General features: G+C 39.9%; 16 protein-coding genes and 1 pseudogene. 9 read left to right on the top strand and 8 right to left on the bottom strand.

From position 1 onward, the window contains the following. Positions 1-20: 20 nt before the first annotated feature. From ACNURT_RS18260 to ACNURT_RS18230, 7 genes are all read right to left on the bottom strand, one after another. A complete protein-coding gene (locus tag ACNURT_RS18260; RefSeq protein ID WP_419698933.1) occupies positions 21-824 on the bottom strand; it encodes a cytidylyltransferase domain-containing protein in 804 nt (267 codons plus the stop codon). Positions 825-921: 97 nt separating this feature from the next. Then, the gene (locus ACNURT_RS18255) at positions 922-1,974 is read right to left on the bottom strand and encodes a hypothetical protein (RefSeq protein ID WP_419698932.1); all 1,053 of its coding nucleotides are present in this window, start codon (positions 1,972-1,974) and stop codon (positions 922-924) included. 225 nt (positions 1,975-2,199) lie between these two features. Next, complete coding sequence (locus ACNURT_RS18250; RefSeq protein WP_419698931.1) at positions 2,200-3,000, bottom strand: phosphatidylinositol-specific phospholipase C/glycerophosphodiester phosphodiesterase family protein; 801 nt, start codon at positions 2,998-3,000, stop codon at positions 2,200-2,202. Positions 3,001-3,343: 343 nt separating this feature from the next. Continuing rightward, on the bottom strand, positions 3,344-4,972 hold the full coding sequence (locus tag ACNURT_RS18245; protein ID WP_419698930.1) for a RagB/SusD family nutrient uptake outer membrane protein: 1,629 nt from the start codon (positions 4,970-4,972) through the stop codon (positions 3,344-3,346). A gap of 20 nt (positions 4,973-4,992) precedes the next feature. Further along, positions 4,993-8,025 carry a SusC/RagA family TonB-linked outer membrane protein gene (locus tag ACNURT_RS18240; RefSeq protein WP_419698929.1) on the bottom strand — a complete coding sequence of 1,011 codons (3,033 nt, stop codon included), beginning with the start codon at positions 8,023-8,025 and terminating at the stop codon, positions 4,993-4,995. 468 nt (positions 8,026-8,493) lie between these two features. Beyond that, entirely contained in the window at positions 8,494-11,046 is a 2,553-nt protein-coding gene (locus ACNURT_RS18235) for a hypothetical protein (protein ID WP_419698928.1), read from the bottom strand. 332 nt (positions 11,047-11,378) lie between these two features. After that, positions 11,379-11,582, bottom strand: coding sequence for a hypothetical protein (locus ACNURT_RS18230; protein WP_370995408.1), 204 nt, complete (start codon positions 11,580-11,582; stop codon positions 11,379-11,381). Positions 11,583-11,868: 286 nt separating this feature from the next. Between ACNURT_RS18230 and ACNURT_RS18225 the strand changes: the two genes are divergently transcribed. The 9 genes and pseudogenes from ACNURT_RS18225 to ACNURT_RS18185 form a co-directional block, all read left to right on the top strand. After that, on the top strand, positions 11,869-14,271 hold the full coding sequence (locus ACNURT_RS18225) for a GumC family protein (protein WP_419698927.1): 2,403 nt from the start codon (positions 11,869-11,871) through the stop codon (positions 14,269-14,271). 17 nt (positions 14,272-14,288) lie between these two features. Further along, complete coding sequence (locus ACNURT_RS18220; RefSeq protein WP_419698926.1) at positions 14,289-15,650, top strand: lipopolysaccharide biosynthesis protein; 1,362 nt, start codon at positions 14,289-14,291, stop codon at positions 15,648-15,650. Between the two features lie 38 nt (positions 15,651-15,688). Beyond that, on the top strand, positions 15,689-16,327 hold the full coding sequence (locus ACNURT_RS18215; RefSeq protein WP_419698925.1) for an acyltransferase: 639 nt from the start codon (positions 15,689-15,691) through the stop codon (positions 16,325-16,327). A 13-nt stretch (positions 16,328-16,340) separates the two neighbouring features. After that, positions 16,341-17,606 (top strand): hypothetical protein, encoded by a 1,266-nt coding sequence (locus tag ACNURT_RS18210; RefSeq protein WP_419698924.1) that lies wholly within the window; start codon positions 16,341-16,343, stop codon positions 17,604-17,606. A 5-nt stretch (positions 17,607-17,611) separates the two neighbouring features. After that, positions 17,612-18,373: a glycosyltransferase family 2 protein gene (locus ACNURT_RS18205; RefSeq protein ID WP_419698923.1), complete on the top strand. Its 762-nt coding sequence runs from the start codon at positions 17,612-17,614 to the stop codon at positions 18,371-18,373. A gap of 27 nt (positions 18,374-18,400) precedes the next feature. Further along, positions 18,401-19,702: a glycosyltransferase gene (locus ACNURT_RS18200; protein ID WP_419698922.1), complete on the top strand. Its 1,302-nt coding sequence runs from the start codon at positions 18,401-18,403 to the stop codon at positions 19,700-19,702. A gap of 1 nt (position 19,703) precedes the next feature. Then, positions 19,704-20,846, top strand: a complete 1,143-nt coding sequence (locus tag ACNURT_RS18195; protein ID WP_419698921.1) for a glycosyltransferase family 4 protein — start codon at positions 19,704-19,706, stop codon at positions 20,844-20,846. Continuing rightward, positions 20,830-21,555, top strand: coding sequence for an acyltransferase (locus ACNURT_RS18190; protein WP_419698920.1), 726 nt, complete (start codon positions 20,830-20,832; stop codon positions 21,553-21,555). Before ACNURT_RS18195 ends, ACNURT_RS18190 begins: the two co-directional genes overlap by 17 nt. Positions 21,556-21,898: 343 nt before the next feature. Next, positions 21,899-22,060 (top strand): annotated as a pseudogene (locus tag ACNURT_RS18185) (acyltransferase); the annotation flags it as partial. A gap of 47 nt (positions 22,061-22,107) precedes the next feature. On the opposite strand, the gene ACNURT_RS18180 reads toward ACNURT_RS18185, so the two are convergent. Then, complete coding sequence (locus tag ACNURT_RS18180; RefSeq protein WP_419698919.1) at positions 22,108-22,776, bottom strand: acyltransferase; 669 nt, start codon at positions 22,774-22,776, stop codon at positions 22,108-22,110. Between the last annotated feature and the right edge of the window lie 49 nt (positions 22,777-22,825).

Here is a 22,825-nt window from a genome sequence, read left to right as displayed (position 1 = left end):
GTTATAATTAAATTGAATATTTATTGGCTAACCGGCGCTTGTTTGGTTTGCTCCGGTTGTATGGTTTTTAACTCATTTAGGTGATTGCGGTACCAGTTTACACCGGCATAGCTGGCATTGATCTGGTAGATCTCCGGTTTTCTATCCAGCAGATCCAGGATATCCTCACACGAAAAGCTTTTGTTTACCGGGTACAACTCTTCAAACACCCTTTTGATAAACAGGTAATCTTCCTGGTAGTCTATGGTGAAGCGATGCGACATGGAATAATCCAAGCCGGTTTCCCAGCTTACATTACCGATACTGAACAATTGCGGGTTTTCCCAGATATAAGGCGTGGTATGTTCCAGTTCCAGGTTTTGCCGGGCATTTTCCCAGGTTTGCTTTAAGCAAGCCATGGTCATGATCTCCACATCGTTACCATCCGGCCAGGTAGCGGGATGCAGGTTGCTCACATAGTCATGCGCAATGGTATGTTCAAAAAAGTAAGTAAGCGTCTGGTCAATAATCCGCGGATCTATCAGCGGGCAATCCGAAGGGATTTTTAATACTACATCGGCATTATGCAGCAGAGCAGCCTGATAATGGCGGTCGAGCAGGTTATTCTGATCGCCGCGGTAACAAGGAATATTCAACAATCGGGCTTCCTGCTCAATAATATCATCTTCTGGATTAACAGATGTTGCTATTACAAAAACGGCCTGATGCTTTATCATTTGCAGGCGTTCTATCATCATTGCCAGTATAGTTTTACCCAAAACAGGTAACATCACCTTCCCAGGTAAACGGGTGGATGCCATACGGGCTTGTACAATGATCACCATTTTTTAATTATTGAATTACTGAATTATTGATTTATTGAATTTGTCTTTGCTTCAAAAGTTCTTGTTCCTTGCTCTTTCTATCCTTGTTCTTTGTTCCTTAGTAGTTAGCCACTAATTGTTCGGTGTAAAAAGGGATACCTTTCGTATTTAAAGCTTTTTGTACATCAAAATTCTCCTGCCTGCCTTTATGATTAATGTAAGCACGGCACACCTGTGCTATTTTATTTGCCGAGATGCCGCCGTTCTGAACCGGAGCCAACCTTTTAAGCTCATCCACATCAAACCACGAATGCACCTTTTTGCCTAAAGCAATGCCGGTATACACTACGGTTGAATATTGGGTGATCAGTTCGCAGCAATTAGCGATCATATGGTTGGTATTGCCCGATTTGAAGATCATAGCATCAGCCGGGGCATGTTTTCGGATCTCTTTTTCGGCACGTTCCGCTTTTTCATTGGGGTGTAGTTTAAACAGCAGGGGCCTCCCATTGGCTATTTTTACGGCACTTTTAATAAAGGCCGGCCGGTTCTCGAAACGATAGGTTTCACGCATGTCTGTAGTGGCTACCATCACGTAATCACGGTGAGGGAAGTCATTATCCAGAAATTGTTCCAGGTCATCATAATTCGGCATACCGGTAACGGCGATCTTATTACCGTCGGTGCCGTTTTTAATGAAGTATTGGCGATAACCCGATGAGGCTGAACAATAAATGTCGCACACGTTTGATGAGCCGTTCAATGAAGTATTGCCGCATAAAAAAGTGGGCAATCTTAGCATTTTTACTATTTTGCTTAACAGGGTATATTTATCAACCATGCCTTCCTGTACCCATACTGTTTTGATTTTACGCATGCGGTTAGGCACCAGTATATCCGAACAAAAAACCACCAGGTCATACTGGTTTAATCTTGCTCCATAATCAATTTGCAGCCCGTGCTGATAAAGGTATTTTTCTGAATTGGTACGATAGTAATTTGATAGTATAGTGCCGTTGAGCAGCGAAGTATGATTGATCAATAAATTTAATATATAGCTGTCTGTAAATAGCTGACTAAACCAGCAATCAAACTCTGGCAGTTCGTTTGCTATCTGGTGCATTTGTGATGTTTGGTTTACAGAACCGGTAATAAACAGTATTTTCTGCATTTATAGTTTGATGACTAATTGTTAAGGCAAATGTTTTCTGTTATGGTATGCTTAACTTAACTGATATAAATATTTTATAATAAATTATACATCATATATTAAAACCATCGCAATGGATTAAAAGTATGGCTGTTACTTTTATATAATGCTAATTTAAGGTTATGAAATAGTTAATTATGTATTAGGGTAATTTTAACTTAATACATTCAAGCTTAATGCTTTATATTATTTAGCATTCGCGGAAAAAGCTACCCTCCTGGTCAGGAAGTTTTTAAGCTCCGGAAGTTTATCTGTATTGATCAGGTCGACACCGCAATCAAGCAATTCATTCCAAACAGCCGGATTTTCGGGCGATGCCCATAGTCGTACTTTTTTGCCAAAGCGGTGTGCCATGCCGACGTATTTACATAAACGTTGTTTTTGTGAAACAGGGAAAACGCCGCTGCCAGTCCAGTTTACCAATTTGGAGTATTTACAGCTTGCTGTGCGGTAAATATTTGCTGACGAAGTATCCTGCTGAACCTTCATCAGGTCCTCGTCAATAAAGGCCAAACGGTTTTGTTGTTTTTTCAGGATCTCAAATGGTTTGTGCCCGGTTATCACTATGGTGATCTGACGCTGAACAAATACGCCATCCTCATAACCAGAAAGTATATTTTTATATTTTTCGAGCACTTCCGACAGTACCTCGTACGTTTTAGCCGCGTTTGATTTAATATCGATCATCAGCGTAATGGGATAAACAATACGTGATTCCTGCCCGTTTGAGCCATTGATACAACTGGCCAGCGGATCAAGGTAAAGACGCTCCAGTGTGCGGTGCCTTTTAAAAAGCGGGAGCAGATGGGCTACAATGAGTCTGCCATGCCTTAAATATATATCGGCTTCAATATGGGTATATCCGTTATCCAAAGCATCATACAAGGGCCGTTTGTGCCAGTAATCATTATGGGCAAAGGCGTTGGCGAGCGGGACATTTTGGGAGTAGGATTTAAGGGCAGTAAATGCGAGGAGAACTAAGAACAATAATTTTAGGTGCTTTAGGCAAAAGCTTGCGGCTTGCATCATTAATTGTTTTTGTTGCACAAAGCTACCTGTTCAATGTGTTATAAATATTAGCCTACGGTTAACAAATTTTTTATTGATGTTAAGGTTGTGTGAAGGAGATTTAGGGAACAAGGATTTGGGGAGCAAGGAGTAAGGACTTTTGGAACAAATATTTTTGGAGCAAGGAACAAGGATTTAGTGAATAAAGAGCAAAAATGAAAGCGAGAAGAGTAAAATACAAAAAAGAACAAGGAGCAAGATCTTTATCCTTGCTCCTTGTTCCTTTTATCCTTGATCTAAAGGAAAATCCTTGCTCTAAGAATTAATAACCAGGGTTCTGAACCAGGTTTGGATTGGTTTTTAATTCGGTTGATGGAATAGGATACAACCTGCGGGTTGGATCGGTATTCATTTTCAGATCATCTGTTTTTCCGCCAGCTACCGGTAGTGGATATTCTTTTTCAAACAAGCCAAAACGGATCAGGTCATTACGGCGCCATGCTTCCCATGAAAGCTCACGTGCACGCTCATCTAACAAACCATCCAGATCAATTGATGCAGCGGCCTGTGCGTGGGCACGTGTACGCAATTTATTTACCAGGGTAAGCGGAAGCTGCGTTTCGCCGTTGATGATAGTTGGGGTAGCCCCGCGTAATATAGCTTCGGCTTTCATCAGCAACACATCGGCTAAGCGGAATACCGGTACGTCGTTACTGTTTAAACGGGTTGCCTGGATAATGTTAGCATCGGGATAGTATTTGATAGATCTTACACCTTCTGATTGCGAGGTAAGCACATCATTACCCAAATCCATGGGTTTTTTTCCGGTAAGGGTCAGTGTAGGTATTATATTAATTTGTGTATTTGCGGGAACCCCTGCAGTTCCCGCAGGATAGTAAACGGGCTGATTAGTAAAGCCGCCATTACCGTCAGGATAAAATTGCGGACCTGCCAGCCAGGTTTTGGTACGGTCATCTCCAGGAATGTTAAAGCGGTTGTAAAACTCAGGTGTAGTGCTCATGGCAATACTCAAACCTACGTTAAAACCGTAGGCCTGTACCAGGTAGTAAAAGAAACCAAAACGGGTAAACTGGTTACCTGGTATTTGCTGGTCATAAGGAACAGCAAATATGGTTTCGTTGACCTGCGAGCCATTGGTTGGTAAGAATATATCCCTGTATTTAGCATCCAGTGAATAGTTGGTATTGGCTTGTACGCTATCACACATAGTTACCGTTTCCTGGTAACGATTGGTTCCAACGTATACGCCTGAGTTCAGATACATTTTTGCCAGCAAAGCAAATACCATTCCTTTTGTTGGGCGGCCGTATTGTGATACGTTTGTTGCCGCATTGCTGCTTTTAGCTGGCAATAAAGGTAAAACAGCTTTTAACTCGCTTTCAATAAATGCGTATACTTTAGCACGCGGTTGTGTTGCAGGTTGTGTGGTCACCGGGAAATCGGTAATGATCGGTACGTTACCGTACAGGTCCATCATGAAATACAGATACAGTGCACGCATCGCTTTAACCTCGGCAATTGATGATTGTTTTTTTGCATCAGATGACGGAGATGAGTTAATAACGGTGATGATACGGTTACAAGTGTTAATACCTCCAAAACCCCATTGCCATACACCTATTACATTTGGGTGGTCAAAGGTCCAGGTATGATAATGTAACTGCCTGTATTGACCGCCATCGTCAAAGTTACCATCACGGGCTGGTAAAATAGCCTCGTCTGTCGACATGTCTTGCATACGCCAGTACGGCACTGCATAACTTGATGACAGGTTGGAGTAAATGGTACCCAATAATGCGATATAATCTGCATCGGTTACCGGGAAGTTTGATTTTACGTACTGCGACTCAACAGGTACATTTAGTTTTGTACAGGAGAATGTGCCCATCGTCACAACTATCGCGGCACATAGTATGAATATCTTTTTCATTTTTGTTTGTTTAACTGTTATTAAAATGATGCGTTTATACCTAAGCTAAAGGTGCGTGTTTTAGGATAAAAGTTCTTGTTATCGATACCCGGGGTTAAACCACCCATGTCAATTTCCGGGTCAACACCGCGGTATTTGGTGATGATGAAAATGTTATTACCTGAAGCATAAAAACGTAAGCTCTTAATAGCCTGGATGTGTGGCTTAATAGTATAACCAATGGTAGCGTTATCTAAACGCAGGTATGAGCCGCTTTCGAGGAAGCGATCAGAGATCAGGTAAGCATTAACATCGTTGAAGGATTCGCCTAAAGTAAATCTCGGGATGTTTTGCAGTTTAGTGGCGGCAGGGTTATTTAAACCTGCAAGCGTCGCGTTTAAAATTTTATTACCGTACACACCACGAATTAAAAAATTAAGATCAAAGTTTTTATAAAAGAAGCTGTTGCTCCAACCATAAATTAGCTTAGGCTGTGCATCGTATTTAATAAACTGATCGTTGGTAGATGGTTGGGCAGCTATAACCGAGCCATTGGCTGTTTGAAAGGTACTTACACCATTGGCGTTTTTACCCATATAATGCCATAGGTCAAATGTGCCGATAGCATAACCTGGCTGAATGATCTGGCTATAGTTACCAGATTGCCCTTGACCACCTAATTGGGCGGTTTGAATAAAGTTTAGTCCGAAATTACTGTTTGATATACTCTGTACAACGTTTTTGTTATGTGAAAAGTTTAATGAAGTACGCCAGGTAAAGCTTTGTGATTTTACAGGGATAGCGTTTAGAACAACCTCGATGCCACTGTTTTTTATTTTGCCTACGTTGGCCGTATAGAATGGATAAAAATATTTTGTGGTTGATACGGGGTATGTATAGATCAAATCGGATGTTTTCTTGATATAATAATCAACAGAACCGGTAATGCGATTGTTGAGTATACCAAAATCCAAACCAATGTTGGTAGTAGAGGTACTTTCCCATTTCAGGTCTGGGTTATCATTACGCACTGGACCTATAGGGTTAACAATATTACCGTTGCTTAAAAATTTACCACCACCGGGAGGCACACCGTAAATTAATTGGGCGGTGAAGGCGTCGAACCCTAAACTATTACCCGATACACCGTAACCAGCTCTTAATTTCAAATCGCTGATAACCGGAACTGATTTCATAAAGTCTTCGCTGGTGATCTTCCATCCGGCAGAAACCGCAGGGAAGTAGCCATGGCGTTGATTAATACCAAATGCTGATGAACCATCTTCACGGATCGACGCTTGTAAAAGGTATTTATCTGAGAATTGGTATTGTGCACGTGTATAAAAGGATACTAAGCGTAATGTAGATATATAAGTTGGCGGTGTAGTACCGTTAACATTATAATTAGGGTTAAAAATAATCTGTGAAAGTTGGGTTGGGTTGGAAAATGCTAAATAATTGTAAGCCAGAGCATCATTAGAGAAATTTTGGGTTTGTACGCCAAAGCCATCATTATCACGATTTTGTTGATAAGAATAACCGCCTAATAATTTCAATGAATGCTGGCCAAAAGTACGATCGTAGTTAAAATAAGCTTCTACAACGTTACTGGTATTGGTATAAGCACTGCGCACGGCTACACCATTTTGGTTAACATATATGCCCGATTGGCTGTTAGAATAGGTGTTAACGTTGTTTTGTTCTTTTTGGGTTGATCCTGTTATGGTAAACTTTAAACCGTTTACAATGTCAACAGAAGCAAAACCATTGATCAGGGTTTTGTTATTTTCTGTTTTGGTAAAGTTATTATCTATTAACGACAATGGGTTTAATGGGCCACTTCCAGTTCTCTTTAGATTTTCTTTATAAGTGCCGTCAGGATTAAAAGGACTTACTGTTGGTAAATAGAATAATATACCTGGTAATACCTGGCTTTGGAATATATCGTTATTCTTAGTAACGCTATTGGTTAGGGTGATGCCCAGTTTTAAACGATCATTAAAAAAGCGCTGATTGATATAACCCTTGTAAATTGTACGCTCAAGGCTGGTGTTTTTTAATATACCATTGTTTTTCATATAATTTACACTTGCACCATACTCTGAATTGGTACCTGCGCCGCCATAAGAAAGGTTGTGGTTTTGAGAATAGCCGGTTTTTTCGGCTAATTTTTGCCAGTTGGTGTTTGATCCATCGTCATCTATTGGTTTTAATAAAGGGGATACTTTATTGTCAGCTAAGTATTTACGTAATTCATCGCCTGTAAGTACGTCAATATTTTTTGAAACATTTTCAACAGCACCATAAGCACTGTAGGTTAGCCTGGTTTGACCAGCTTTGGCTTTGCGGGTTGTAACAATGATTACACCGTTTGCAGCACGCGATCCGTATATAGCTGTTGATGACGCATCTTTTAATACGTCTATGCTTTCAATATCGGCAGGAGCTAAAAGATCAATAGAGGCGCCAGGTACACCATCAATTACATAAAATGGTTGCTGTGCGGCCCCTTCACGTAAAGTTGAAGGCCCTCTTAATATAGTTGAGGGTTGTTTGTTAGGGTCACCGCTTTTGGTAATGTTTAAACCCGCTACTTTACCTTGTAATAGCTCAGCAGGGGTAGTTAACACACCCGCATTAAAATCCTCTGCCTTTACCGAGGTGATAGCGCCTGTAACATCCTTACGGCTTGCCGTACCGTAGCCAATTACTACCACATCTTTTAACTGTTTGGTATCAGTTACAAGGCTAACATTGAATGATGATTTATCACCTACAGTAACCTCTTTTGGTACAGAACCCAGGAAGGTGAATTTTAAAACATCATTTGGGCCGTTAACTGTAACGGAATAACCACCATTGCTGTTAGTAGTAGTTGCTTTGCCCGTGCTTTTAACGGTTACTACAACACCTGGTAATGGCGTGTTGGTTTCGTCTGTTACCGTTCCTTTTACAAGCCTGCCGGTTTGCGAAAAAGCTTGTAACGCGGTAAGTAATATGGCGCAGGCAATGAGCAAGCCATACCTGGATAAATGATGTGTTTTCTGGAAAAAACAGTGGTAAATTTTTTTCATAATGTGTGTTTTGGACAATTAATTTAACTAAATTCAGGAATCGCATTTTTCCGCTGCAAAGGAATGATGCGCATGTTAGGAAATCATCAAGTGAACATTAGCTTTTTTGTTTAGGTTAAGGTGAGTGATTTGGTTAATTTTCAATATTTTTTGTATTAATTTATTGATTTACAGCGTTTTTAATGTATGAAATAGGTTAGATGTGCCATAAATTGGTTATATGGAAAAAACTAATTATTAAAATTAGTTTAATATCAGTTTAAACAACTTTAATAAGGTAATAAAAAGGTTTATTGCCTGTTGCTGAAGCTTATAAATTCAGTAAGTTTAGTATTGGTTTATAATGTAATAGTTAAAGAAGTAACGGTTACAATAGTTTAAAAATAGATTTTAAATTACGCCGGCAAAATACTTAAACGTTTTTTGTTTAAAAGTAATTTAGATTGAACCGGTTTTTGGTTTTTTACCTTAATTAGAAAAATCTTGATTGGAAAATATCTCAGGGCTTAATCCGCATTCGCGCAGAGCTCTGGCGTTATTATAAGCCAGTTGTTTATAAAATGTCTCATCCTGGCTTACAACTGCTGGATTATTGATCAAAAAGTTTATAGTAAACACCTTTGAAAACTTATTTCCTGATTTTTCTGTAGCCTGGTTTAAATATTTATAATATCCCGGGATAGCATTGTATTCGCCGTTAAGGACAGCTTTCTTAATTTTAAGACTGTAAAAGGCCTGTTTCATGGCTGGTGTAAACAAATTCTCTTTTGTTTTAAATAACTCAGAAGCCTGATCATGAATGGTTTTAAGTTCTTTTACTCTGCCCAATAAAAAGTGCGAGTCGGCCAGTAACATTTTCAGGAAGAAATTATAACCGGTAGGCTCAGTGGTATCTTTAAAATGAACTTTTTTGAGCGCGTTTATATACCTGAACATTTTTCGGGGTTTTTGACATATTAAGAGCACAAAACCTGCCAATAAATAAATAAGATCATTCCCCTGGCTGTAATGAAGATTACCGGTTTGTTTTGGCGGATTAAAATAAAATCTGGTAATAGTTACAAAAAAGTCCTTTTTGATGATGCCATATTTGAAAAAGTAATATATGGTATTAAGGCATTCTAATGGACTTATGGTAAACTCCTGATAATCTTCGTGTGAAAAAACGCTGAGTTTTATTAAATATGCCTCTAACGAAGGCAGATCTAATTGCAGTACCGATATAATGGCCAGTGTGCTATAGGTGAGGATCTTTTTATAATTGGATAGTTCGAATTTTAACAGGGATTGTAAAGATCTTTTGTAGTCGGGGGTTATCAGTTCCAGTCCAAAAAAATAATAAAACAGGCCATCACTGCAATCCTGTTTAAAATAATTGGCCATAGTACCTGTATTGCTTTGACCTAAATGAGCTTTATGAAACAAATCACCCAAAAACACAATCATTTCTGATTTCTCTCTGGGATTAAGGTCGGTTTTGGATAGTGACGAAAAATTTTCCTGCTGCCCGTTTTTCATGGCGTGCATAATGCACCACTTAATAATGGGCACCTTAAGTTCATTATTTAAAAATAACAGGTTAATAGCCTTTACCAGGTTTTCGTCAAAAATGTTATCATTGTCGTACAATAATTTATGGGCAATAGCCAGTTCTAAAAAATTATTGTTTCCAAATTGAACATATGTATTAAACTGAGCATCACTGCTGGTATTGATCTCTTTTAAAAAACCAATACTTAATAACTCTTTATATGCCTGATTGTACTGGCTGAATAAATCATTTACCTTTAATTTGTCTATATCATACTCACGTTTTTTAAAATCCATATTTTCAATAAGACCTTTTAGCAACAGGGTTTTGTCTGTTGCGTGGTGCCCCATATAAATTTTATTGAGTATAAAGTTGGAGATCAGGTCGTAAATAGAAGTATGGTCGACATTATTAAGCGAAAAATTATCCTTGTGTTGTTTATAATAAAACTGAAAATAAAGCGGGAGATTAAAACTGGCGGCAACATCAGCCGGTATAGGTGTATGCATTTCCGGGTTGATGTTGAGGCACAGGTCTTTTATTTCCTGTAAATTGAATAGCGGTACATTACTATTTACTTGCTGATCAGTAATAGTCCCAATGAACCATTTTGGATGATCATGGTCCAGTACATGCCGGTTATTGATCCAGTTAGCTGACCGCATGGTTAAAACCATCCTGAACCATTTTTGCGATTGATAAAATGAAAAGATGTCCATTAACTGGTCAAGTAATAATTGAAACCAGTTATTCTTAAACATATGTTCATCCAGGCCATCAATAATCAGGTAAAAATTACCCTCTTTACGCTTAGTATCATCAAGAAGCGATATGATATCCTCTTCGAGCGTATAGCCTAATAAGGCCAATAGCCAGTCGTTAAAATCCTTCCCGCTGATCAAAACATTCATTAAGGCATTACTGCTGAAAAACAGGATGATATCATTGCTGCCCGATGTAATGTTTAGCGCCAGTCTTTCATCTACCCAATGACACAGGGCTATGGTTTTGCCATAGGATGGAGGGGCAAGCAACACGGTTGCTGCATAATCGCCTTTTAAAAACTCATCAAAATGTTTTTCGAGAAAGCTCCTTTTGATGCTTTGATTAAACGGAATGCCCGATTTGTTTTTTAAGGCCTGCAGGGTGAAATTAGTGATCTTGGCGGCTTTTTGACTCAGGGAGTCCCAATCAGCATTTTTATGGTTGCTGTTAGTATGTTGTTTGTCCTGTTTTTTACAGAAATCATCCCATCCATTATATCCGCAGTAATTTGATAATACATCAATAGTAAATAACGACGGTTTAAACTTACTTAAAGCGAAGCCATAGATCCTTTTTAAGGTGGTTTCGCTTACAGTATGGCTCGTTTTATCACTGATCCGAGCCGAAAGTATTTTACAATCACTTGCCTGGATGCGTGTAAGGTTTGAGATTTCTAAAACATACGATTTTAATAATTCAAATAGCTGTGATGAAAAGGCTGTCATATTATTAAAAAGTATCGGATATATAGCTTCTAATGACCGTTTTACTGATAAATCAAAGCCCTATAACCCTGTATTATAAGTTTTAGTTAATCAGTAGGTTAATTATAAGTTTATGAATGTATGTAATTTTATGACCTTAGATTTTATTTCTGCTTTTAATGAATAAAATGAATATTTCCTGCGGTTTTGTTCATTTACACTGTTGAATGAACAACTATCCCAGGGGGGATTTCTGTTTTGCTGTTCGGGGGAGTTACAGCTGTTGTATAGATAACCCAGTCGATTAATTATGGGTTAATTTTATAGTTGACAGATGCTTTGGTGTTCATCTATCAAAGAAGCGAGAAAATAGATACAGCACAGATCAATACATGGAAAACGCCCATTACCAATAGGTCTGATTGTTCGTCGGTCAGGATATTTCCTGGTGCTTTGATGCTTAGTTTTTTTAATTTTACGAAGCCATAAATACCGGTTATGGCTGCTAAGATAACGACAAATGCCGCCACCTTATCGTTTATAATACCATTAATCATACGTCGGTTTTTTTGGTCAAGATCCGCTTTGGGGGCCTATAATATTATACATAGTTATGTATAATGCTTATATATGCTGTTTGTTTATTTTGTTCATTATTATTTAAGTGTTCACATTATTCATTCTGGCTACTTCTCCTTTAAGCCAACATTTTGGACTTAACTTTCCTATAGCTAAACCCGTATTAATTTACAATTTGCTACCTGCGTCCGGATCGATAATTCCGGAGAGTTAATAAATTAAAAGAACACCATAACACCTTGTACTTTATATTAAAATAGACAGATGGACAACACAGACATTTTGGCCGAAAAACTTGATTTTACATACAAAAAGGAAGAAGGGCCCAGCGATGTAAGAGGTTTGATCGCATTATGCCTTAATTATTGGTATGTATTTGCATTAAGCATCATTGCTTGCCTTATAGCCGGGTTTGTTTATATTCAGTACAGTCCGAATCAATGGAGCATATTGGGTAAAGTAATTGTTGAAGATGAGCAAGGCACACCGGAAAAAGCGCTGACCAATGGGCTGAATGCCGATCTGGCTTCGCTGTTTGATGTAAAAAGCAATGCCGATAATGAGGTTAAAATATTAAAATCAACCAGTTTGATAAACCGTACGGTTGCCAAGCTAAGCCTCAATATTCATATCCTGGATAACAATGGCTGGAAAAGTTTTGAAATACATGAAAACTCACCAATTGCTGTATCGGTTGATTATAAAAAGAAGGATATTCGTTTAAGTAAATTCAAAATCGCTATTCTCAACAACACAACTTTTCGCATTAAAAACAGTAAAGAGGACCTGGATATCACCGGGGAGTTTGGGAAACCGATTCAGCTTAGCCAGTATAATCTTACCATCAACAAAACCGATAAGTTTAAACCTTCCGGATATTACAAATTAAATATCCAGTCGAAAAAACAAGCGGCAAAAGACCTGACTGATAACCTGGCTGCCGGGCTTGATGATAAACAGGCCACGGTGATAAATCTGCAGTTAAGTTATGAAAACCCTGATCATGGCGAATTAATTTTGCAAACGTTGATGGAGATGTACCTGCAAAGCAACCTATCCAACAAGATACGTAAGGCCGATAGCACCATGAAATTCATCAACGCCCGCCTGTTGGTTGTTGGAGACGAACTGGGTAAAGTTGAGAAAAATCTGGAGCAGTATAAAGTTCAGAATAAGATATCAGATATCAACGCGCAATCAAAAGCGCTTGTTGAAGGTGCTAATCAGTATCAAAGTAAGCTGAATGATAACTCCGTACAATTGGCGGTGGTAAATGATCTGTACAGATATGTAAATGATGCCAATAACCCGCAGGTTGTACCCAGCTCCTTAATAACCAAGGATGTTGCCTTTGGTACAGCCATTAATGCCTATAACGAAATGCTTTTACGGAAGGAACAGCTCAAGCTAAACCTTACCGATAACAGTACCATTATACAAAACCTTAACCAGCAGATTGAACTGGCCCGCCGGTCGCTGATGGCGAGTATTAAAAACTATCGAAATAGTTTGGAGGTTTCGCAGCAGGCATTTAAGAAGCAAAACTCATTTATCGAAAACAAAATATCTGATGCCCCTGTAAAAGAGCGGATCTACCTGGATTATTCCAGACAGCAAAGCTTAAAGCAGGACCTTTATTTATTCCTGTTGCAGAAAAAGGAGGAGACAGCTATTTCTCAAAATGCTACCATGTCAAGCGTGCGGATATTGGATAATGCTGAAAGCAGCGAAAAACCTTTTGCACCAAAACAATCGTTGATATACCTTATTGCTTTGTTTGCAGGCATCTTTTTACCGGCTACCGGCTTGAGTATAAAAGAAATGATGAATATCAAGATCAATAGTAAGGCTGATATTGAAAAACATACGAGTGTGCCCTTACTGGGTGAAATAAGCCGGAATACCAATCGTAACAAGCTTTTGATATACAATGATTTCCGCTCCATCGTTTCGGAAGAGATCAGGGCGGTACGTACCAATCTGAAATATGTTACAGAGAAGGGTAAGTCGAACGTGATCCTGTTTACGTCAAGTATGAGCGGGGAGGGTAAATCATTTATCTCGCTTAACCTGGGTAACTCTATAGCCATGTCTGGCAAAAAAGTAGTATTGCTTGAACTGGATTTACGCAAGCCCCGGTTACTGAAAAATATCGGTGTGGAGAACGATCATGGTTTTACTAATTATGTAATTTCAAACGAAGAGGAAAGTATTGATAATCTGATCAAGCCTTCTACTTTTAATGAAAACTTCTTCTTTATCTCTTCCGGGCCGATCCCGCCAAACCCGACCGAGCTATTAATGCACGACAGGTTAAAAACCCTGATAGAAGAACTGCGTAAGAGGTTTGACTATGTAATTATTGACAGCGCGCCGGTAGGCCTGGTCTCTGACGCTCTCATCATTGAGGAGTTTGTGGATATCACCTGCTATGTGGTAAGGCAAAACTATACCTATAAATCGCAACTGGGTATCGTAAACGATCTGCACAAATCAAAAAAAGCCAAGCATCTTTATCTTATTGTAAATGATATTGAGCTTAAAAAGAATAGCATTACCGGTTACGGTCACGGCTATGGAAACTATGGTTACGGCTATGAAGGTATCGAGGAAAAAACTAACGGATTGGCCTCTATCTTCAATAAAACAAAAGAACCTACCACATAAATAGTATTAAATAATTTATGCTGCAGGCTATACAAACTCATGTTCAGCGCTTTTTTACAAAGGGACACGAGCGTTCTTTGAAAACCAAAAAAAATATCATTCAGTCGGTTTTATTAAAGGGAGGCAGTGTAGCTATTTCGTTGTTACTCATCCCGCTTACTATTAAATACATTAACCCAACGCAATATGGTATCTGGCTTACACTAAGTTCGATCATTACCTGGGCCGGTTTGTTTGATATGGGGCTCGGAAACGGATTGCGGAACAAGCTGGCCGCCATGATATCATTGGGCGATGTTTCATCGGCAAAAAGTTATGTAAGCTCAACCTACGCCTTGTTGCTGATCATATCAAGCATCATGTTTGTGGTGTTTTATTTTGTTAATCCTTACATCAAATGGCAGCAGATCTTAAACGCGCATAACACCCCGGCAGGCTATCTGAGCATGACCGTATTGATTGTGTTCGCGTTTTTTTGTTTCCAGTTTGTGATACAGCTGATCAATAACGTATTAACAGCCAACCAGGCCCCGGCCAAAACCGCTTTTTTAAGCCTCATGGGGCAAATATTATCGCTTTTGGCGGTATTGTTTTTAATGCGGGTTAAACAGGGCGAATTGCTTGATGTGGTTATAATCATTGCAGGTTTGCCTTTACTGGTATTAATTGCTGGCAGTATCTGGTACTACAACGGGAGTTATAAAGAATTGTCACCCAGTTTTAGGTCCATCAATTTAAAATACGCTAAAGAGCTGCTGGGTGTAGGTGGCGGATTTTTTATTATTCAAATAAATGCCCTGGTACTTTACGAAACAGATAATATTGTGATCACCCAGTTATTTGGTCCAAAAGAGGTAACTACATTTAATGTAGCCTACAAGCTGTTTTCAATTATCCTGATGTTCTTTGTTATCGTAATAACGCCGTTTTGGAGCGCTTTTACCGAGGCCTATACCAAAAATGACCTGGAATGGATCAAGAACGCGGTGCTCAAAATAAATAAACTATGGATAGCTCTTAGCGTTTGTGCTATTTGCCTGCTCATCGTATCTCCCTGGTTATATAAATTGTGGCTGGGTAAAACTATAACGGTGCCCGTTTTTCTGTCTATAGCTATGTGCCTGTATACCATAACCATTATATGGCAGGCCATACATGTTCAGCTTTTAAACGGAATAGGTAAAATCAAACTGCAATTGTATGTGGGTATTATTGGTTCCATAGTGAACGTACCCTTATCGGTGTTTTTAGGTAAAAAGATAGGGGTAGCTGGAGTAACACTATCCAATGTTATTTTATTTATCATCATGGGAGTATTGTTTTCAATACAAACAAAAAAAATAATCAATAAAACGGCTACCGGCATTTTTAATGCCTGATACAAGCCAGCGGTTGAAATATAATTATCAGGTTGATCATGTATTATATCAGAAAATTTTACAGGTTGTTACGGGTGCTGTACTATCAAATGGCACGGCAATACTCGTGGCTCATTACCAGTTTTAAATTTTATTTGAATAACGTAAAATATCACCGTGATTTTGTTGGTTTCGGCATTCCCATACTGGACATTAACCTGCAGGGGACTTTCTCCATTGGTAAAAGATTTTGGTTCAATAGCGGTAAATATCATGCGATGGGCGGACGCCAGCAGCAATGCTATTTTGTGGTAGCCAAAGGTGGTGAGTTAACTATTGGCGATAATGTAGGCGTTACTTCGGTAGCCATCATTTGCCACAATAAGATAAGCATCGGTAACAATGTAAAAATAGGTATCAATACGGTTATCTATGATACCGACTTCCATTCGCTCGACGCGCGGATGAGAAACAGTTATCCGGAACGGCTGGATGGCGTAAAAACAAAACCGGTTATTATTCGTGACGGCGCCTTTATAGGCGGACACAGTACTATTTTAAAAGGAGTAACTATTGGGAAAAACTCTATAGTAGGGGCAGGCTCGGTGGTGTTTGAAGATATACCCGACGAACAGGTTTGGGCAGGAAACCCCGCCAGGTACGTACGCGACAACTTTGTTTATGCAACTACGGCTTAACTAATTTAAGGAAATGATCAATCGTATATATCCGCTTTTATTGTTGATACTCATTGTAGCCTCGTTTTTTCATATGCAGGCTATTGTGTTAGCTATTGCGTTGTTGATCATTTTTATGCCTTTAAAGCATCGTTTGGCAGCGGTAAAGGTGGCCCGTATTTTTGCTATTTTGTTACTGCCTGTGCTATTTGCCCTGATAGTTGGCTATAAGAATGATAACTATCTTATTTTAAAAGATTTTTACTACTTCAGCATACCTGTGTTATTTATACTGTCGGGAATTGTGCTGGCCTGCAGGCTTGATATTGAAAAGTTTTTGAAAACGCTGGTTTACGCGGGGCTGATCACATCTGTATTGGTAACAGCCATATCGGTATCCTATATGGGCGTCAGCGCTTTGTTCGATCCGTACTCGGCACATTATGCCATGGGTATTGTGGGGGCACCTGGTCCGCCAATGGGGCTGGCCTGTTTACTGTTTACCTGGAAGTTTAATATCCGCTTGTTTAAACCACATTGGTTTAAGTTATTTACAGCGGTAAACGCATTTGGTATTTATATGTGCGCCTCCCGTACTTACTTTATTATCATGGTATGCTTTGCTTTGCTCATGGTGGCTGATAAGGTGAAGAAGATCTGGATAATTCCAACCATTTTTTTCCTGGTTATGATCATCGCGCTGATACCGACCGATATTTTTCAGGCTACTTCGTCCGAGACCTTTATGAGCAAATTGCTGGGTTCATTTAATGAGCTAAAAATGGGCGATTATAATACCGAGCAGGATATCAATATGAAATACCGCGGTTATGAATCGTTCATGGCGCTCAAGAGTTATATGGAGGGTGATACCAAAGATTGGATATTTGGTGGCCTGGGTAAAACCGTCGACCTGAAAACATTTGTGCGCCTGGGTGAGGATACCGATTTTCAATTTATCCCGGTTTTGCATAATGGCTGGCTTTACCTGCTGGTAAAAATGGGAATAGCAGGCGTGTTTACCTATATCGTGATATTTTTTGGACAGATCATTAAAAACTGGCGAAAGTATGCCGATAGCACAGCTAAACCGGCTATCAGGTTATTCGCTGCTTTGAGTATCGGTTGCATATTTAGTCTGCTGCTTACCAATTATATTGTTACCGCGTTGTTTAATACCGAAATGTGCATCATGATGATAACACTGGGCTATAGTTACCTCAATTTCAACGCGTTGGTTTTTAAGCAGGAGGAACGTGAAAAAGAAAAAATACAAGCCTATCAGTTTAAAGCAGCTTAATGGATATGGAAACACATTTAACTATTCCTAAGGTTACCATTATTACTGTTGTATATAATGCGGTTACCACTATTGAAGATACCATACTGAGTGTGATCAATCAAACCTATAGTAATATAGAATACATTATTGTGGATGGTGGCTCAACCGATGGTACTTTACAAGTGATCGATAGGTATAAGGAGCGCATAACCCGTTTTATCAGCGAGCCTGACAAAGGTATAGCCGACGGCTTTAACAAGGGTATTGCCATGGCTACGGGCGATTGGATCGGGATGATCAATGCCGATGATTGGTATGCAATTGATGCGGTAGAGGTGATGATGTTTAATGGTTCGGAAAAAAATGATGTACGCTGCGGCAACATTATGCTGATAGGTAAAAATGGATTTGAGCGGGAAAAAAAGAGCAAGGTGGGTTGGTTGAATTTTGGTATGTACATTATGCACCCCACATGTTTTATCCGAAAAGAAGTTTATCAGAAAACAGGTAAGTACGATATCAGCCTCAAAATAGCGATGGACTTTGATATGTTCCTGCGGATAAAGTATAACGGTTTTGAAATCGCTCACATCGACAAAACCGTGGCTTATATGCGTATGGATGGAGTAAGTAATGATACCGTGAAAATGCACCACGAGGAACTTGCTGTAATGCGCCGGCACTTAAAAGGTCTGGATTATTTTAACTCCTGGCTGTTTAATTATTTGAACCGCTTGCGCTGGAAATATTTTTATAAAGACCCGCTAAGGACACAATTAAATTGAGATAAGCGAAAACCTGATCCCCCTGTCATGAAAAAAAAGATACTTATATCAGCTTATGCAATATCTCCTTTTAGAGGATCTGAGTATGGCGCTGCCTGGAATACGGTAATGCATTTGGCTACTCAGCATGAGGTATGGGTGCTTTATGGTATGTCTGATAATTTCATGGGCGATACCCAAACCATGCGGAAATATGTGGAGGAAACTCTTTTAGCTTCTGTACATTTTATTGAGGTACAGCCTGGGCGTTTGGCTAAAGCTATTACCCTGTTGGATAAGGCCGGCCTGGGCTGGTTTTTTTATTTTGCTTATTACCTGTGGCAAAAAAAAGCCTTGAAGGCTGCCCGCGAGGTTTTAAAAACCGTTGATATTGATGTGGTACACCAGTTAGGGCCAATCGGATACCGGGAGCCCGGTTTTTTATGGAAACTGAATAAACCCATGGTGTGGGGCCCGATAGGGGGGATGAACATCATCAATAAAGAGTTGCTGAAAGGGAAACCTTTTTCAACCAGATTGAAATTCAAGGTTAAAAACGCCATCAACCATATCCAGCTCAATTACTCCAGGCGCATCAGGGAGGCATTTTTGCAAGCCGATGTGCTGATAGCCGCCACATCGGCCGGGCAGCAAACCATTCGCGAAAAGTTCGGCGTGAATAGTTATTACCTGTCTGAACAAGGCATCATCAGCCATGCTTTTTTGGACGAATCAAAATTTGATCATATTAACCAGCAGGTTCAATTGGTATGGTCGGGCACGCTTATCGAGCGTAAAAACTTCGGTATGTGCCTGGATGTGCTGGCAATGGTTAAACAGAATAATTGGATGCTGCACATACTCGGCAATGGCCCGATGAAAGAAAAATTACAGCAAAAGGCCATCGAATTAAAATTAAGTAATCGCATAATATGGTATGGGCACATACCCCGGCCAGAAGCTATCCGTGTAATGTCGGGAGCTCATCTGCACATCATCACCAGTATAGCCGAAGATAACCCGGCTGTGATATTTGAAGCTTTAACGTACGGCGTACCTACATTGACTATGGATCATTGTGGCATGGGTAACGTGATCTGTAATAAATGCGGCATCAAAATAGATCTGGATACCTACGATAACATTGTTAATAATATGAGCGCTGCCCTTGAGGATGTGCTAGCAAATCCGCATAAACTGGTTGATCTGGCTCAAACCACCATAGCGTGCGCCGCCGAACATAACTGGGATAAGCGGCTTGTGCAACTGAACAATATGTATGAGGAGGCTATCCGGATACGTGAAAAACGTTACCATTCGTCATCCTCGCTAACCACATTAACTGCCTGATATGCTTGCCAACGGTCAACATAAAACAATCAAATTAGGTATTGATGCTAAGTGGTTCTTCAAAGGGCCGCCGAGCGGGAACATGGTGGTGAAAAACCTGGTGAACGAGATGGTGAATAACCCTAATGATCAGTTTCAGCTTTACCTGCTCATTACCCGCGATTGTAAAAAACAGGCGGTTGAATATTTTCCTTCATCCGTAAAACTCATTTTTTTACCGGCTATTCCCAATATGTTATCCAACATGCTACTGGTGCCTTTAATAGCCAGTGTATACGGTTTGCAGGCGGTGCTTTTTCAAAACTTCAGCAGTTTGTGGCCCAATAGGTTACGTAAGATAGTTTATATCCACGATGTGTTGTTTTTGGATTATCCGCAGTATTATTCGGGTTCTGAGATCGCGTATTTCAGTAAAATGAAACGTTTAGCCGCCAAAGCCGATATGATCATTACCATATCCAATTCAGAAAAGGAGCGGTTGATCAAAAACAACGTTGCCGGCGAAAACAGGATAGCTGTTGTTTATCATGGTATCAACCATGCATTTAAAACACGGGAAAATTATAGCGGCGACAGTATCAATAGTTTCATGCATAGGTATAACCTGCCCGCCAAATACTTGTTGTATGTTGGGCGCGTTAATATCCGCAAAAATATATTTCATCTGGTTAGCGCCCTGAACCAGCTGGATGACAAAGCTATTAAACTGGTTGTTGCCGGGGAATTAGGCAGCGATATCAATTTATTGAAAGATCATATCCAGGCAGAAGGTGTTTCGCACCGGGTGATATTCACCGGGCATGTACCCGAGGAAGATCTGTATCTGATCTATGCCAATGCTACCGTTTTCTGCTTCCCCTCATATGCCGAAGGTTTTGGCCTGCCGCCACTGGAGGCCATGCAATGCGGAGTACCCGTGGTAGTATCACAGCGTACTGCTATGCCCGAAGTTTGCGGAGACGCAGCTATCTATATTGATCCTGATCATCCCGAAGATATTGCCGAAAAAATTAATTTTTTGTTGAATGATGAGGTGTTATACCAAAAAAAGGTACTGGAAGGGATTGATCATGCTAAGAAATTCTCCTGGCAGGTGTCGGCAAATGGAATATTAAAACTAATAGGCGATGCATACATTAATTGAAAAGGTAATTCGCAAGCTTAAAAATAACCCCGATTATAAGTTCGAGAACGATTATAGTTTGCGGGAGCTGTCGGTTATTTTGTGGGGCAGGGGCCGGCAATTATCCCGCGGTGTATGGAAGCGGATGTTTTTTAAAAGATCAGATGGCCTCGTATTCATCGGCTCGCACGTCAATATCAAGCACGCTTACCTGTTTTCGGCGGGTAAAAATCTTATTATTGAAGATCATGTTTATATCAACGCTTTATCGTCCGAAGGTATTACCATCAAAAATAATGTTTCCATTGCCCGCAATTGCACCCTGATCTGTACAGGTGTTATCGCGCAAAAAGGTAAGGGAATTATTGTAGGTAACTGTAGTGGTATTAACGCTGGCACTTATTTAGGCGGTCAGGGTGGTATTGAAATTGGCGATAATGTGATTATTGGCCCGGGAGTTAAAATATTTTCAGAAAACCACAACTTTGCCGACTTTAACATCAATATTAAGGATCAGGGCGTAACCCGGAACGGCGTTTTTATCCATGACAACTGCTGGATAGGCGCAGGTGTAACCATATTGGCCGGTGTAACCATAGGTGAAGGCTGCGTTATAGCTGCAGGCAGTATTGTTACCAAAACAGTGGCACCGCATTCAGTAGTAGCCGGCGTGCCCGCGAAAGTTTTAAAAAAACGCGGCGAATTGATTAGTCAGGAAGTACCGGTATAAAATAACAACCATGCTCAGAAATAATTTTAATAAGTTTAAAGGTTCGGTACTTTACATGGTATGCGGTATCATAGGCTGGTTACCTTTTCATACGCTGCGGATATTTTTATTACGGGTGCTGAAAGCAAAAATAAGCTGGAAGACCGGTTTGTACAGAGGGTTTGAAGTAAGAAGCCCATGGAAGTTGAGCATTGGCGCGGGTACCATTATCGGGCATAACGCCTTGTTGGATGCGCGAATGGGTTTAACCATTGGCAATAATGTGAACATCAGCAATGAGGTTATGATCTGGACCCTGCATCACGACTATAATAGCACCGATTTTACGCAAACCGGGCAACCGGTAATTATTGAGGATTATGTTTGGTTGTGTTCCCGTACAGTTATTTTACCCGGTGTTACCATTGGTAAAGGCGCTGTAGTTGCTGCCGGCGCTGTGGTTACCCGTAATGTACAGCCTTATACAGTGGTTGGTGGTGTGCCGGCCAAACCCATAGCCAAACGCAATGAAAATCTAACTTATGATCTGAGCGATGCGGTTTTACCCATTATTTAATACCACCATTTGATTCCTGTTTTGAGCACCCGCATAGGATTGCCCCCAAAAATAGAGTTTTCGCCACTCAACGTTTTGGTTACCATGGAGTTGGCTGCCACTACACTGCCCGATGGTATTACCGCCCCCTTCAATATAGTGCACTTACAGCCTACCCAAACGTTATCGCCAATGATGATCTCTTTAGGATGATTAAAAACCTCACCTGTAGTTTCGTCGGCTATATGATGAAAGTCGGTATCCATTACTAATGATTCCCATGATATGCCGCTATGATCGCCAATTGTTATTTTTTTGGCAGCAACAATGGCACACTCGGTGCTCATGTTAAAATCATCGCCAAAAATAAGCTCGGCATTTTTAAAAACGTTGATTTTGCAGCCATGCATAATAAATGCCCTGCCATTAAAAACAACATCCCCGTCTACTTCCCATACTGCTCTTGATCTTTTAAAGTCGGTAATTCCAATAGCGCCGTAACCAATTTGTATCAGGGCGGTTCTGATGGGCGCGTTGATAATTACCCTGCCTTTTGTTTTGTGCAGAAACACGTTACGTGATATTAATACCGGGAATTTGATGGCGGTTTTAAAAGGGAAATATCTGAAGTTAAAAATGATGCTCTTTAAATTGATCCTGCTCAGAAATTTGAATACTTTGATCATTGTTTAATTATTATTTAGGGGTTTTATACACATAAGTATAATAATTCTT

The organism is Mucilaginibacter sp. NFX135 (assembly GCF_048565145.1).
Classification (GTDB): domain Bacteria; phylum Bacteroidota; class Bacteroidia; order Sphingobacteriales; family Sphingobacteriaceae; genus Mucilaginibacter.
This window is presented reverse-complemented; position numbering and strand designations above follow the sequence as displayed.

What these genes read in the sequence shown, in the direction of transcription:
- ACNURT_RS18260 (WP_419698933.1), bottom strand. Translation starts at nt 824, where the DNA reads ATGGTGATCATTGTACAAGCCCGTATGGCATCCACCCGTTTACCTGGG.
- ACNURT_RS18255 (WP_419698932.1), bottom strand. Translation starts at nt 1,974, where the DNA reads ATGCAGAAAATACTGTTTATTACCGGTTCTGTAAACCAAACATCACAA.
- ACNURT_RS18245 (WP_419698930.1), bottom strand. Translation starts at nt 4,972, where the DNA reads ATGAAAAAGATATTCATACTATGTGCCGCGATAGTTGTGACGATGGGC.
- ACNURT_RS18240 (WP_419698929.1), bottom strand. Translation starts at nt 8,025, where the DNA reads ATGAAAAAAATTTACCACTGTTTTTTCCAGAAAACACATCATTTATCC.
- ACNURT_RS18235 (WP_419698928.1), bottom strand. Translation starts at nt 11,046, where the DNA reads ATGACAGCCTTTTCATCACAGCTATTTGAATTATTAAAATCGTATGTT.
- ACNURT_RS18230 (WP_370995408.1), bottom strand. Translation starts at nt 11,582, where the DNA reads ATGATTAATGGTATTATAAACGATAAGGTGGCGGCATTTGTCGTTATC.
- ACNURT_RS18225 (WP_419698927.1), top strand. Translation starts at nt 11,869, where the DNA reads ATGGACAACACAGACATTTTGGCCGAAAAACTTGATTTTACATACAAA.
- ACNURT_RS18220 (WP_419698926.1), top strand. Translation starts at nt 14,289, where the DNA reads ATGCTGCAGGCTATACAAACTCATGTTCAGCGCTTTTTTACAAAGGGA.
- ACNURT_RS18215 (WP_419698925.1), top strand. Translation starts at nt 15,689, where the DNA reads ATGTATTATATCAGAAAATTTTACAGGTTGTTACGGGTGCTGTACTAT.
- ACNURT_RS18210 (WP_419698924.1), top strand. Translation starts at nt 16,341, where the DNA reads ATGATCAATCGTATATATCCGCTTTTATTGTTGATACTCATTGTAGCC.
- ACNURT_RS18205 (WP_419698923.1), top strand. Translation starts at nt 17,612, where the DNA reads ATGGAAACACATTTAACTATTCCTAAGGTTACCATTATTACTGTTGTA.
- ACNURT_RS18200 (WP_419698922.1), top strand. Translation starts at nt 18,401, where the DNA reads ATGAAAAAAAAGATACTTATATCAGCTTATGCAATATCTCCTTTTAGA.
- ACNURT_RS18195 (WP_419698921.1), top strand. Translation starts at nt 19,704, where the DNA reads ATGCTTGCCAACGGTCAACATAAAACAATCAAATTAGGTATTGATGCT.
- ACNURT_RS18190 (WP_419698920.1), top strand. Translation starts at nt 20,830, where the DNA reads ATGCATACATTAATTGAAAAGGTAATTCGCAAGCTTAAAAATAACCCC.
- ACNURT_RS18180 (WP_419698919.1), bottom strand. Translation starts at nt 22,776, where the DNA reads ATGATCAAAGTATTCAAATTTCTGAGCAGGATCAATTTAAAGAGCATC.